The following is a 13030-nucleotide window of genomic DNA, read 5'->3' as shown; positions in this document are numbered from 1 at the left end:
AATTTTTAAGAGACAAAATTAAAAATAAATGAGATAAAATTATGGGAAGAGAGAATTATCACCTATAATAGAGACAATCTAACCTGATTGGCCTCCTCCCTTAATTAAGCCCTTCTGGAAACAGCTTGTTAATGTTCATAAATCATTTTCCGAGTCATCCCTCCGTCAATGACGATATTCTCCCCATTGATGAAATCATTTTCTTCCTGACTTAAAAATACACAGGCTATGGCGACATCTTCCGGTCTGCCAACTCTTTTGGAAGGGTGCTGAAAGTGGTCAATTTCTCTTAAGTCTTCATAATGCTCTGTTTGGATCCATCCGGGGCTGATGCTATTCACCCGGATATAGTAGTCACTCAACGTCATCGCTAAAGAATGGGTCAGTGCGACTATGCCTCCCTTACTTGCAGAATAGGCTTCGGTCTGAGGTTCAGCCATCGATGCTCTCGTGGAGGCAATGTTGATAATGCTGCCCCCATGTTCCTTCATAAGTAAAGCTGCTTGTTTGGTAAGAAAAAATACACTGCTCAAATTCGCAGCAATCACTTCATTCCAGTCTTCTTCTTCCATATCCCAAAAATTTTTGAATTTAGAAATTCCCGCATTATTGACTAAAATATCAATGCGATTATATTCGCTTTCCATTTCATTAAATAACTTTTGGACTTCCTTATAATTCCCTACATCACATTTTTTAAATTCCACTAAGCCGCTGTTTCCCTGTGCTTGTTCACAAACTTCTCTTCCGTTTTTTTCATCTTTGTCAATCAGTAAAACTCTATAGCCTTCTTCTAAAAAGGAGTTTACGATGGATTTTCCAATTCCATTAGCTCCTCCAGTTACGAGCGCAGTTTTTCTGTCTTCCATTATCCTGCCTCCTTTACCACTATGTTACCGAAACAGCTGACCTGTAAACGATAAGAACAAAAGCGCAAGCGCCTTGCTCACCCCCGACAAGCTTAAGACAAGCCTCGCCGTGACGTTTTTTGTACTTTTAGACTGATTCATTTTATAAAGGATTAAAGTATAAGTAAAACTAAGGCTTTCGCCATAAACCATTGGCGATAAGCCAAGTTTTTCTAATCACAGAGAGGATTGACTTAAGACCTCGAGGGGGTAGGCGCTGGAGCTGGATGGAACCAACCACGTAAAGTTATCCACTAAAAGAAAATTTTATAATTTCCTAGACATTAAAAAAGACAGTGGGTTTTCCACTGTCTTAGGTCCCGCAATAGGTTCGGTATGGGAGACTGGAGGGCGCTGGTAGTGTTGTGTATTCCTCCTGCTCCGGTGAATAGGCATAGGGATCAGAAAGAACCTCTAAAAGCCGTTCCATCACACTGTAGTCCCCGTTTTGTACAGCCGCTTCCAACGCCTCTTCCACCCGGTGATTACGAGGGATAATGGCTGGATTGACTTTCTTCATCTCCTGATAGGCAGAGGTTTTCGATAAGTCCTGTCTGTCTAACCGATGCTGCCACCGCTCATACCATTGCTTGAATTCCGGACTCTCATTCATAGGAGTATCCTCCGGTTTACCCAACGTTAACAGGCGGAATGTATTGGTAAAATCAGCACGGTGATTCTTCATGATATCAAGAAGGCCTTCAATCAATTTCTCATCCTTCTCCTCTTCATTTTGTATGCCCAGCTTCTTTCTCATTCCTGCCAGCCAATAGCTATGATAAGAATCCTGGTACTGTCCCAGAATCTCTTGAGCCAGTTCCACTGCATGGTCCTGGTCTTCATGAATCAACGGCAAAAGGGCTTCCGCTAAGCGCGCCAGGTTCCACTGTCCAATTGCCGGCTGATTTTGGTAGGCATAACGTCCTTGCACATCAATCGAGCTGAACACGGTCGCCGGGTCATATTCATCCATAAAGGCACAAGGCCCATAGTCAATCGTTTCTCCACTGATGGTCATATTATCCGTATTCATCACCCCATGAATAAACCCAATCAACTGCCAATTTGCTATTAATTTAGCCTGGCGTCTGACCACTTCTTCATAAAAAGCAAGATATCGGTCTTCATTTTGTTCAATTTCAGGAAAATGACGCTCTATGGCATAGTCAGCAAGCTCCTGGAGTTTTTCAATATCATCCAGTCTTCTGGCATATTCAAAGGTGCCGACTCGAAGGTGACTGGCAGCAACACGGGTTAATATGGCACCTGGCAATGGTGTTTCCCGGATGACCGATTCTCCTGTTGTTACTACAGCAAGGCTTCGATTGGTCGGTACACCCAAAGTATGCATCGCCTCACTGATGATATATTCCCGCAGCATTGGGCCAAGGGTTGCCCGGCCATCGCCTCTGCGCGAAAATGGGGTACGTCCTGAGCCCTTGAGCTGAATATCTAATCGTTTTTCTGATGGGGTGATTTGTTCACCAAGCAAAACGGCACGGCCGTCTCCTAACATAGTAAAGTGCCCAAACTGGTGACCTGCGTACGCTTGTGCAATCGGCTCCGCCTGACCGGGCACGTGGTTCCCTGCCAACACCTTTACTCCCTCTTCCGTATCGAGGCTGTCACCGTTCAAACCTAAAGTTGCTGCCAACGACTTATTGATGATAACGGGCTTCGGTGAAGGAACCGGCTCTGGTTTTACTTGTTCAAAAAATGGCTTCGTCAGTCGTGCATAACTATTTTCAAAGTTCCATCCAATTTCTTTATGATGTGTCATTATATCTCCTTTACATAGTTAAGGTTTATAGTTTTCTATTCACTTATAGTCCCCTGCACAAACTAAATATAATCAAAAGAGGCCTAAACCTTAGGGTTATAGACCTCTTATTTTGATAATTATTCGACTGAGAATATGAAGGAATAGATCGGCTGGTCGCCCTGATGGACTTCAACTTCGATATCTTCAAATTCTTCTTCCATGAAAGCTTCGAGTTTCTCGATTTCTTCCTGGGTTGCTTCTTCACCGGCTAAAACGGTAAGAATTTCATCTTCATCTTCATCAATCATTTCTTTCAGGAGTTTCTCAACGGTAGTTATTTTATCTTTGTCGGTCGCTTTGATATCCCCATCGAAAATTCCCATGAAGTGATCTTTTTCAATGGTCATGCCATCGATTTGGGTATCCCGGACCGCATAGGTGATCTGCCCGGTTTTCACCTGTTCCATCATGCCGGACATTTCCTGTTGATTTGTTTCCAGATCAGCATCCGGGTTGAATGCCAATAAAGCACTCATACCCTGAGGGATCGACTTGCTGGGAATCACCGCCACATTGTCTTCCGCAAGATCAGCCGCCTGTTCGGCAGCCATGACGATATTTTTGTTATTAGGCAGGATCAGCACATTTTTAGCATGAGCCTCTGACACAGCTTCCGAGATGTCCTGTGTACTTGGGTTCATTGTCTGGCCTCCCTGGATGACAACTGTGGCGCCAAGGCTTTCAAACATCTTTTTCAGGCCGTCCCCCATAGAAACAGTGACAATTCCATATTCAGCTTTTGCTTTTGGCTGCTTCTCTTTTTTGTCACCTACGATAGAAGTATGCTGTTCGCGCATGTTTTCAATTTTCATATTCACGAGACTGCCGTAGCGCTGACCGAGTGTCATCGCTTCGCCAGGGTATTCGACGTGGACGTGTACTTTAATCAATTCATCATCGGAAACGACAAGCAGGGAGTCTCCCATTTCACTCAATTCATTGCGGAATTGGTCTTCATCATAAGGGTTATCCTTAAGCTTGTCCTCTTCGAACTTGACCATGAACTCGGTACAGTACCCAAACTCGATATCTGCTGTGTCCATGAAATCCTGAGCGAGCTTATGATGCTCGGCATTCACCATTTCATCCATGGAACCAGCAGTGTCAGGTTCCGGCAGTGTTTCCCCTTTCAGGTTTGCCAGAAATCCTTCATAGATAGTCAATAGACCTTGCCCGCCACTGTCTACAACTCCGACTTCTTTCAGGACCGGAAGCAGTTCCGGAGTGCGTTTTAAAGAAGCCTGAGCTTCTTTTACAACCGTCTCAAGAAAAACGATCATATCCTCTTCTTTTTTTGCTGTCTTGACAGCGGCTTCTGCCGACTCTTTGGCCACTGTCAAAATGGTCCCTTCCACAGGCTTCATCACCGCTTTATAAGCCGTTTCAACACCTGCTTGCAACGCCTGGGCAAATTCTTTTGTATCACAAGATTGCTTCTGAGCGAGTTCTTTTCCGAATCCACGGAACAATTGAGAGAGAATGACACCTGAATTGCCTCGCGCACCCATTAATAAACCCTTGGCCAGTGCCTGGGCAACATCCCCTGTATGATTTTCCTTTACATTCTTGACTTCATTAGCACCTGAAGTCATCGATAAATTCATATTCGTACCCGTATCACCATCAGGAACGGGAAAGACGTTCAACGCATCAATCATATCCGCGTTATTGGTTAGATGCTGCGCGCCTGCGAGCACCATTTCAGCGAACGTTTTACCGTCCAACAATTTAACCGTCACACCTGCTTCCTCCTCTATATCTGCTAGTTTGTCTGTTATTATTGTTTAGTTAGTAGAAACGCGAACACCCTGAATATAGATGTTCACTGAGTTTACGGATAATCCCACTGTTTTATTCAAAGTATATTTGACTTGAGACTGGACGTTGTGAGCAACTTCAGAAATTTTCGTCCCGTAGCTTACGATGATATACATATCAATATGCAATGAATCATCTTCCTGTCTGACCACCACGCCTTTAGAAAAGTTCTCTTTTCTGAGGATTTCTGCAATACCATCACGCAGCTGGCTTTTTGAAGCCATCCCTACGATTCCATAGCATTCAACAGCGGCACCGCCTGCGATGGTAGAAATTACTTCGTTACTGATTGTTACTTGACCATATTTAGTATTCATATCAACAGACATGATGATCCTCCTTCGTCCCTGTTCGTTTATTCCCTATATTATAACACATTCTCAAGCTTGTCAGGTTTATCGCTGGTACTTATCCGTTCTGGGCATCTATCGTGTCTTTTTCAAAGATTGCCCCTATAATACTTTGGATGAATTCATGCGTTCTGTCAAGTGAAAATTCTTGATATAATTTAACAGCAATTATTGCAATCCTGATTGCATTATGATACATTGTATAAGTATTTCAAGATATACTTGTAAGCACTAGGAGGGATTACCATGGGACGTAAATGTGTAGTAACTGGACGCAAAACAACTTCAGGTAACAATCGTTCGCACGCTATGAACGCTAATAAACGTAATTTCAAGGCTAATGTACAAAAAGTACGCATTCTAGTGGATGGAAAGCCTAAAAAAGTTTATGTATCAGCCCGTGCACTTAAATCTGGTAAAGTAACACGCGTATAATCACGCAGTAGTATGCCTGTCGCTGACAGGCATTTCGTTTACTTTAATACAGTAATTTTTTACATTTTTTCTATTAAACTTTCTTAAAGTACAAAAAAAGCACCCTGCGCCGGGGTGCTTTTTTTGTTACCCTTTTTTAAAGGTTCCTATGACAGCTCTGACAAAGCCACCAATAAATTTTGGGAGTTTAATGGTATAAAATTTCAATGAGTCCCCCTCCTCTTTCCTGAATCAACTGCGGACAAGCTGTATGGTGCGCATTCTCAACTATCTCGACTCCTTATTAACAATAGTATGCCTTGGTCGTATGAAAAAGTACCATATTCTTTTACAAGCTTGTTTGACATACAAAGAGTGGAGCCGAGGGGCAGGTCCCTGTCGTTCAATGGGTAATAAAAACCCTCAAGTGAGAGCTTCTCTACTGTCAGTGAAATCGGAATAAAGGAGATGTAAGGATAATCATCGACTTTTTTGACTCGATGATTACCTGGTGTAGTGAGTTCAATCTGGTTCTGTTGATCAATAATTACGGACGGTACATTCGCCCGTTCTGTCTGATGCAGCAAATGAATATTGGCGAGCGTATGATCGATTCGGCCGCCGGTCACCCCAAACAGGTAAATCTGGTCAGGTTTTTCTTTCAAAGCTGCTTTGACTGCCAGCTCGAGATCGGTGTCGTCTTTTTCTTCCGGATGAACGTCCATATGTTTGGCATAGTTCCTGATTTCTTCCAGACGATTTTCGGTCACCGAATCAAAATCACCGACAGCCAGGCTGATGGGAATGCCTTGTTCGAGCAATACTTCCGCTCCTTGATCCGCACCAATCCATATCATATTATCTTTATCATATTCCGTTAAATCAGGGATATACTGTTTCGGTCCCCCTCCGACTATGGCTACGTGTTTCATCTGCCCCACTCCTCACTGAATGGAAACAGCCGCACCATGTGCGGCTGTCTGATTATTAGGCGTTCTTGATCGCCTCAATGGCTGCTTTTCTGTCTTCTTTATTGAAAACGGCACTACCGGCAACAAGTACATCAGCCCCAGCTTCCACACATGTTCGGGCTGTATCTTTATTGACTCCTCCATCAATTTCTATTTCAAAGGATAACCCCAATTCTTTTCTCCATTGGGAGATCTGTTGTATCTTAGGCACAACGGATTCAATGAAAGATTGGCCGCCGAAACCAGGGTTGACCGTCATCAACAATACGAGATCGACATCCTGAAGAATTGGTTTGATCGTTTCTGCGGGGGTCGCCGGATTAATGACAACACCTGCTTTCACCCCATGGCTTTTGATCAATTGAATGGTACGATGCAGGTGTACATTCGCTTCCTGATGTACGGTAATAATGTCAGCGCCTGCTTTTGCGAATGCTTCAACGTATTGTTCGGCATTTTCTATCATTAAGTGAACATCCAATGGAAGATCCGTGACTGGACGGACAGCATCGACAATTAATGGTCCGATGGTGATATTGGGAACGAAATGCCCATCCATCACATCAATATGGATGTAGTCCGCTCCTCCATCCACTACTTCTTTAATCTCTTGTCCCAACTTTGCAAAATCTGCAGACAATATAGAAGGTGCTATCTTTGTCATAGTCAATACCTCGGCTTTCTTGTTTGGATTTCTTCTAGAAACTGTAAGTAATGGTCGTAACGCTGGCTTGATATCTCTTCATTATCTACAGCAGTTTTTACGGCGCATTTTGGCTCTTTTTTATGGAGACAGCCTCTGAATTTGCATAAATGCTGTACTTCCCGGAATTCCGGGAAACATTCCGGCAGCTGATCTTCTTCCAGGTCTTGAAACTCCAATGAGCTGAACCCAGGCGTATCAGCTACCAGCCCACCTGCTATTTCAAATAGTTCCACATGGCGGGTTGTGTGTTTCCCACGACCGAGACTTTCGGAAATCTCATTGGTTTCAATTGATAAAGCTGGATCCAGGTGATTCAACAAGGTGGATTTTCCTACACCTGACTGACCAGCAACTACGGTGATTTTGTCAGTCAAATGTTTTTCAATTTGATCGAGTGCCATATCTGTTTCCTTAGACGTAAGGATGACGGGATAGCCGATTCTCTCGTAGATGGCTTGAAACGCCCTGACCTTCTCTTTTTCTTCCACTCCATCAACCTTTGAGATGACAATCAAAGGTTCAATACGGTTCGCTTCAATCAGGACAAGAAAACGGTCCAGCAGCAAAGGGTTGAAATCCGGATTTTTGGCAGAAGTCATGATTAATGCTTGATCCACGTTGGCGATTGGCGGACGTACCAGCTCGTTTCTCCGGTCTTCAATAGAAAGCACATAGCCCTCCTGTTGGTTTTCCGCTTCAAACGTGACTTCATCACCTACCAGCGGAGTGATCTTTTGCTTCCGGAATACGCCTCTTCCTCTACACTGATAAACTTCTCCGTTTGAATAGACATAATAGAAGCCGCTCAACGCTTTTATTATTTTTCCTACTGGCATTTTTTCACCATCCTAATATGCAACCGTTTCTTCGGCAACTGTTTCTCCATCTCGTACAACTCGGTAACTTGCTTCTGAGCCAGGTGCAATAATCAACTCGATATCAAATTCTGTATCTTCCGTTATCATCGTTTTTTCGTAAACTTCGGAGATATCATTTTCCATATCATCCACATAGATGATTACTTCCTGTTCCTGTGGTTCTTCTTCGTTATTTTCATCCTGTCCTTCATCGTCCTGTCCTTCATCGTCCTGTCCTTGATCATCCGTATTCTCTTCTTCATCTGTTTCTTCCTGTGCCGGCTCGTAAGGAACCTCGACCGTCACCGTTTTGGTATGCGGCTTCGCTTCCGGGCCTTTGGAAATGACAATCGTAACAGTCGAGCCTTCATTCACTTCCTGGTATGGGTCTGGCTTCTGCTCCATGACCAGGCCTTCTCCGGTATTATCGGAAAAAGATTCTTCTACTTCGACCCCGAGGTTGTTCTCTTCTAAATAACTTTCCGCATCAGCCTGTGAACGCCCCCTTAAATCCTGTAACATGACAGTAGGCGGACCAGCGCTGACTTCAAAGATGACCCGTGTATCTTCCGGGACAACGTCTTCATCCGGCTGGGGCTGTATTTGTTCGATAATGGTACCAGCAGGGTAATCCGTGGAACGTTCCTGGATGCTTCTTACACTTGCATAGCCATTTGCTTCCAACTCGGTCTTAACTTTTTCAAAGTCCTCACCGACATAGTCGCCAAAAGTCGCGGTCTCTTTTCCATCGCTGGAAAAAACGGTCACGGTCGATCCCTCTTTGATCGTCCTCCCGGCCTCAGGGTTCGTTTTAACCACATATCCCTCTTCGACTGTATCGGAGTACACCGTTTCTCTTTCGACTTGCAGATTCAAGTTTCTAAGTTCACTAAACGCTTCTTCATATTCCATCCCAGTCACATCGATCATTTCAACATCTTTCGGCTCTAACAATCCCGGTATTAGCAATAACGCGGCAATACCGCCAGCCAGCAGCACTAAAAATATTGTCAGCAGCCAAGGCCAAACCTTCTTTTTCTTTTTCTTGTTCTTCTTCTCTTTCATTTCTTCTGCATTTTCCCGCGGTTGTTCATTATTCATGAGCGGTACTGGCTTGGTACCATGGCTGTTTCCATTGGTGTGAACGATTGTTTCATCACTGTGATGATTTTCGAATGCTTCTTTTGTAATGACGGGGATCGCTTTCGTTTTTTCGTCTGTATCATCCTCATCAATAGTGAAAGGAGCTTCATCTTTTCTTGCAGGGTCCAGCGATGTTTCTAAATCCATTTCCATCTCATGGGCGTTGCCATACCGTTGCAGCGGATCTTTGGCAGTCGACTTCAAGACAACGTTTTCAACGCTCTGCGGCAGGTCAGGGTACCACCGTTTCATGGATGGTGTATCATTTTGAAGGTGTTTCAATGCCACCGAAACCGCCGATTCACCAGAAAATGGGAGCCTGCCTGTCAATAATTCAAATAATACGATTCCCATGGAATAGATATCTGATTTTTTGGTGGCAACGCCTCCCCTGGCCTGTTCCGGTGAAAGGTAGTGGACCGAGCCAAGGATTGAATTCGTTTGGGTGAGCGCTGTAGCACTAAGTGCCATCGCTATACCAAAATCGGTTACTTTTACTTGTCCAAAATGATCGATCAAAATGTTTTCTGGTTTGATATCCCGGTGGACAATTCCGTTCTCATGGGCATGAGCGATTGCGGATGTCACTTGCTGCATGATAGCAATGGCATCGGAAACATCTACAGGGCTGTTCAGCTGTATGTATTTCTTCAATGTCATCCCGTCGATATGTTCCATGACCATATAATAAATATCATCTTCTTCGCCTACATCATAGATGTTCACAATATTGGGATGAGAAAGACTTGTTGCTGATTGTGCCTCCCGGTGGAACCTTGCAATGAATTCTTCATCGTTTCCATATTCCAGACGAAGCACTTTGATGGCAACATCCCGCTCAAGAATGGTATCTTCAGCTAAATAAACGTTAGCCATCCCGCCGCCGCCGATCATTTCTTTGACCAGATACCGCTCGTTCAACAGGCGGTTGTTCAACATTACATGCCACCCTCTTTCTCATTGGGGTGATCATAATGCACGAGTGCCAAGGTAATGTTATCTTCTCCGCCTCTTTCATTCGCGATAGTAACCAGCCTGTTTGCAGCTTCTTCCAGTTCAAGCGGGTGTTTGACAAGGTCATATAATTCTTCATCTGTTAATTTGTTCGTCAGTCCATCACTGCATAACAGTAAAACATCTTCTTTTTCCCAGCCTATCGACTGGACATCAATAGCCAGGTCTGGTTCCGTACCAAGCGCCTTCAATAAAACGTTCTTCCGTGGATGCTGTTCCGCATCCTCTTTAGTAATTTGGCCGGATCGGACAAGTTCGTTCACTAATGAATGGTCCTCTGTCACCTGCTTGAATCCATATTGATTGGCTAAATAACATCTGCTGTCTCCAATATGGGCAATGGTTACAAATTCATTCGTACATATGGCTGCTACAACCGTCGTACCCATCCCTTTACATTCTTCATTTATAATGGAATGGTCTAATATCGTTTGATTGATGGAATGGATTGCCTGTTGCAGCCATTCTTCCGCCTGCCCCGGTGAAGTTATAGTTTCGGCACTCTGCCAATGGTTATGTAAATAAGAAGTGGCCATTTCACTTGCCACATCTCCTGCACGGTGACCGCCCATCCCGTCAGCTACTACTGCGAGAGTCTGGTGACGGCCGTTAACAAAGAGGCCGCCCGCGTCTTCATTATGGTTTCTCACCTGGCCTCTATCTGTCAAAAAGTACCCGTTCATCATTTCACCTCGTCTTCAAATACAAAAATTTTTATAGGTTACTCTAGCTTTGTTTAAGCAATCTCGTCAGAAAGAACCCATCTGTATCATAGTGCTGGGGGAAAAGCTGCAAGCCATAGTCACTTAGCCCCGGCGCCTCCTTCAGCTCTTCAGGGAGATCATTTCTGAAAGCAGGGTCGATAATATATTCCGGATGGTTGGTCAAGAAACGCTCAATGACCTGCTCATTTTCTCGAGCATCTACTTTACATGTACTATAAACGAGTTTGCCGTCTTTCTTCAACAACGGTGCCATACTCTCCATCAATTCATCCTGTATGGAGGATAACACCAGGATATCTTTTTCTTGTTTATGGTATTTAATGTCCGGCTTGCTGCGCAGTACGCCTAGCCCGGAACAAGGGGCATCCAGTAGAATCCTATCAAAGCTTTCCGGCTTATGTTTGTCACCGAGAGCTCTGCTGTCGGCCTGTCCGGCGGTTATGATAGAGAGATCAAGCTGTTTCGCCTTTTCAGCCACCAATTTTGCTTTTTTGGCATGAAGGTCGTAAGCGATGACGTTCCCTTCATTTTGCATTTTTTCAGCTATATGGGTAGTCTTTCCGCCAGGAGCGCTGCAGGCATCAAGCACGGTCATCCCCGGATTAACGTCCATCATTTCTCCCACCAGCATCGAGCTTTGATCCTGAATCGTAAGGCTCCCATTATGAAATAAATCATGCTTTAGTATGTTACCTTTATGGATTAAAATACCTTGCCCCGATAGCATCGAAGGCGATACCTCAAAGCCCTCATTCATCAGTTGTTCCATGACCTCACGCCTGTCCGCTTTCATCGGCTGGACACGGACACTGACCGTTTTGTGAGTAAGGTTCGTATGACACATGTCACTCGTCGTTTCTAACCCATACATATCCACCCAACTGGCTACCAGCCATTCCGGGTGACTGGTTTCAATGGCAAGCCGACGGATCGGGTCTTCGATTTTTTTTGTGTCCGGGACTCCTTCCCGCTGTATGTTACGTAGTACGCCATTGACGAGAGAAGCGATTCCTTTGTGACCTCTTTTTTTGGCTATTTCTACAGCTTCATGAATAATGGCATGGTCGGGTACCTTATTTAAAAACTGCATCTGATACACCGACATATAGAGCAGCCACTTCACCCAGGGACGCAGCTTCTTCTTTCCTTTGAGACGGTCATCAACATAATAGGCTAAAAGATTGCGGTGCTGCAAGGTTCCATAAACAATTTCTGTCAAAAGTGCCCCGTCCCGCTCCGTGAGCTCTTCCTGTTTCATCGCCCGGTCAATCAATACGTGACTGAAACCGCCTTGTTCACCGATTCTTGTCAATAAGTCCAAGGCGGTTTCCCGTAATACAAATTTACTCATTGCCTTCTCCTAACTTATCCCCACGCTGTAATTTACTTCCTGCGCCATTCAGGAAATCAGCAGCAGACATGCGTTTTTTTCCTGTAGGCTGTAGTTCTGTTATTTTAATTCCGTTTTCATCACCAGTCATGACGACAAAGCCGTCTTCCTGTATATTCGTTACTTCTCCAGGTTCACCTTTCCCAGGTGCAGCCACTTTCTCTCCCCACCATACTTTCATTGGCTTCCCCTTCCAATAGGTGTAGGCGACAGGCCATGGATGCAGACCGCGAATCTGGTTATAAACGGTCTTATAATCATTTGTCCAGTTGATTTCTTCCTGCTCCCGTTTGATATTGGAGGCGAAGGTGGCGAATGTTTCATCCTGCTTCTTCGGCTCCAGCTCTCCGTTTAAAAGCTTTGGCACAGTCTCATGGAGAAGTTCTGCCCCGGCAAGAGACAGTTTGTCATGGAGTGAACCGACGTGGTCATCTTCTTCGATCGTTACTTTTACTTGTGAGAGAATATCACCGGCATCAAGCTTCTCTACCATATACATGATGGTAATCCCCGTCTCTTTTTTCCCTTGTAGTATCGCGTAATGGATAGGGGCACCTCCGCGAAGTTCCGGTAGTAAAGAGGCATGCACATTGATACATCCATGCTTCGGTGCTTCAAGCAAATCTTTCGGCAATATTTGACCGAAAGCTGCGGTTACAATGAGATCCGGCTCATACGCCAGCACCTTCTCGTACTCCTTTTTTATTTTTTCCGGCTGAAATACAGGGATGCCGTGCTTCTCGGCTGCTGTTTTGACTGGAGGGGGTGTCATTACCCGCTTTCTCCCTTTTGGCCGATCCGGCTGTGTAACTGCCAGTACAACCTCATAACCGTCTGTGATTAATTGTTCTAAAACGGGAACAGCGAAGTCTGGTGTTCCCATGAATGCGATTTTTGTCATGATTGGCGGCT

The 13030-nt window shown here is 44.6% G+C and carries 13 protein-coding genes; 1 reads left to right on the top strand and 12 read right to left on the bottom strand.

The genetic code is table 11. From position 1 onward, the window contains the following. Nucleotides 1-128: 128 nt before the first annotated feature. The 4 genes from ACGTNI_RS02905 to ACGTNI_RS02890 form a co-directional block, all read right to left on the bottom strand. Complete coding sequence (locus ACGTNI_RS02905; RefSeq protein ID WP_394459956.1) at nucleotides 129-869, bottom strand: SDR family NAD(P)-dependent oxidoreductase; 741 nt, start codon at nucleotides 867-869, stop codon at nucleotides 129-131. Nucleotides 870-1221: 352 nt separating this feature from the next. Then, a complete protein-coding gene (locus ACGTNI_RS02900) occupies nucleotides 1222-2688 on the bottom strand; it encodes a protein adenylyltransferase SelO (protein WP_394459954.1) in 1467 nt (488 codons plus the stop codon). A gap of 119 nt (nucleotides 2689-2807) precedes the next feature. Then, the gene (gene fakA, locus ACGTNI_RS02895) at nucleotides 2808-4469 is read right to left on the bottom strand and encodes a DAK2 domain-containing protein (protein ID WP_394459952.1); all 1662 of its coding nucleotides are present in this window, start codon (nucleotides 4467-4469) and stop codon (nucleotides 2808-2810) included. 45 nt (nucleotides 4470-4514) lie between these two features. Next, nucleotides 4515-4877 (bottom strand): Asp23/Gls24 family envelope stress response protein, encoded by a 363-nt coding sequence (locus ACGTNI_RS02890; RefSeq protein WP_062445785.1) that lies wholly within the window; start codon nucleotides 4875-4877, stop codon nucleotides 4515-4517. Between the two features lie 267 nt (nucleotides 4878-5144). Between ACGTNI_RS02890 and rpmB the strand changes: the two genes are divergently transcribed. After that, on the top strand, nucleotides 5145-5333 hold the full coding sequence (gene rpmB, locus ACGTNI_RS02885; protein ID WP_028782733.1) for a 50S ribosomal protein L28: 189 nt from the start codon (nucleotides 5145-5147) through the stop codon (nucleotides 5331-5333). A 126-nt stretch (nucleotides 5334-5459) separates the two neighbouring features. Here the strand turns inward: rpmB and spoVM are convergent, their stop codons facing one another. From spoVM to fmt, 8 genes are read right to left on the bottom strand one after another with little or no spacing between them, the layout of a single operon-like run. Beyond that, a complete protein-coding gene (gene spoVM, locus ACGTNI_RS02880) occupies nucleotides 5460-5540 on the bottom strand; it encodes a stage V sporulation protein SpoVM (RefSeq protein WP_037985670.1) in 81 nt (26 codons plus the stop codon). Between the two features lie 56 nt (nucleotides 5541-5596). After that, on the bottom strand, nucleotides 5597-6244 hold the full coding sequence (locus ACGTNI_RS02875) for a thiamine diphosphokinase (protein ID WP_394459949.1): 648 nt from the start codon (nucleotides 6242-6244) through the stop codon (nucleotides 5597-5599). A 55-nt stretch (nucleotides 6245-6299) separates the two neighbouring features. Further along, the gene (gene rpe, locus ACGTNI_RS02870) at nucleotides 6300-6947 is read right to left on the bottom strand and encodes a ribulose-phosphate 3-epimerase (RefSeq protein ID WP_394459947.1); all 648 of its coding nucleotides are present in this window, start codon (nucleotides 6945-6947) and stop codon (nucleotides 6300-6302) included. Nucleotides 6948-6949: 2 nt separating this feature from the next. Next, nucleotides 6950-7825, bottom strand: coding sequence for a ribosome small subunit-dependent GTPase A (gene rsgA, locus ACGTNI_RS02865; RefSeq protein WP_394459945.1), 876 nt, complete (start codon nucleotides 7823-7825; stop codon nucleotides 6950-6952). A gap of 12 nt (nucleotides 7826-7837) precedes the next feature. After that, nucleotides 7838-9928 carry a Stk1 family PASTA domain-containing Ser/Thr kinase gene (gene pknB / locus ACGTNI_RS02860; RefSeq protein WP_394459943.1) on the bottom strand — a complete coding sequence of 697 codons (2091 nt, stop codon included), beginning with the start codon at nucleotides 9926-9928 and terminating at the stop codon, nucleotides 7838-7840. Further along, complete coding sequence (locus ACGTNI_RS02855; protein WP_394459941.1) at nucleotides 9928-10686, bottom strand: Stp1/IreP family PP2C-type Ser/Thr phosphatase; 759 nt, start codon at nucleotides 10684-10686, stop codon at nucleotides 9928-9930. The genes pknB and ACGTNI_RS02855 overlap by 1 nt, the downstream gene beginning before the upstream one ends. Before the next feature lie 43 nt (nucleotides 10687-10729). After that, a complete protein-coding gene (gene rsmB / locus ACGTNI_RS02850; RefSeq protein ID WP_394459939.1) occupies nucleotides 10730-12079 on the bottom strand; it encodes a 16S rRNA (cytosine(967)-C(5))-methyltransferase RsmB in 1350 nt (449 codons plus the stop codon). Continuing rightward, complete coding sequence (gene fmt, locus ACGTNI_RS02845) at nucleotides 12072-13019, bottom strand: methionyl-tRNA formyltransferase (protein WP_394459937.1); 948 nt, start codon at nucleotides 13017-13019, stop codon at nucleotides 12072-12074. Before fmt ends, rsmB begins: the two co-directional genes overlap by 8 nt. Nucleotides 13020-13030: the final 11 nt, after the last annotated feature.

It is taken from the genome of Thalassobacillus sp. B23F22_16, from assembly GCF_043496955.1.
Taxonomy (GTDB): domain Bacteria; phylum Bacillota; class Bacilli; order Bacillales; family Halobacillaceae; genus Thalassobacillus; species Thalassobacillus devorans_A.
The sequence above is the reverse complement of the archived record's forward strand: the minus strand, read 5'-3'. Positions and strand labels throughout refer to the sequence as shown.

Coding starts and splice junctions, on each gene's coding strand:
- ACGTNI_RS02905 (WP_394459956.1), bottom strand. CDS start 869: ATGGAAGACAGAAAAACTGCGCTCGTAACTGGAGGAGCTAATGGAATT.
- ACGTNI_RS02900 (WP_394459954.1), bottom strand. CDS start 2,688: ATGACACATCATAAAGAAATTGGATGGAACTTTGAAAATAGTTATGCA.
- ACGTNI_RS02890 (WP_062445785.1), bottom strand. CDS start 4,877: ATGTCTGTTGATATGAATACTAAATATGGTCAAGTAACAATCAGTAAC.
- rpmB (WP_028782733.1), top strand. CDS start 5,145: ATGGGACGTAAATGTGTAGTAACTGGACGCAAAACAACTTCAGGTAAC.
- ACGTNI_RS02875 (WP_394459949.1), bottom strand. CDS start 6,244: ATGAAACACGTAGCCATAGTCGGAGGGGGACCGAAACAGTATATCCCT.
- rpe (WP_394459947.1), bottom strand. CDS start 6,947: ATGACAAAGATAGCACCTTCTATATTGTCTGCAGATTTTGCAAAGTTG.
- rsgA (WP_394459945.1), bottom strand. CDS start 7,825: ATGCCAGTAGGAAAAATAATAAAAGCGTTGAGCGGCTTCTATTATGTC.
- pknB (WP_394459943.1), bottom strand. CDS start 9,928: ATGTTGAACAACCGCCTGTTGAACGAGCGGTATCTGGTCAAAGAAATG.
- ACGTNI_RS02855 (WP_394459941.1), bottom strand. CDS start 10,686: ATGAACGGGTACTTTTTGACAGATAGAGGCCAGGTGAGAAACCATAAT.
- rsmB (WP_394459939.1), bottom strand. CDS start 12,079: ATGAGTAAATTTGTATTACGGGAAACCGCCTTGGACTTATTGACAAGA.
- fmt (WP_394459937.1), bottom strand. CDS start 13,019: ATGACAAAAATCGCATTCATGGGAACACCAGACTTCGCTGTTCCCGTT.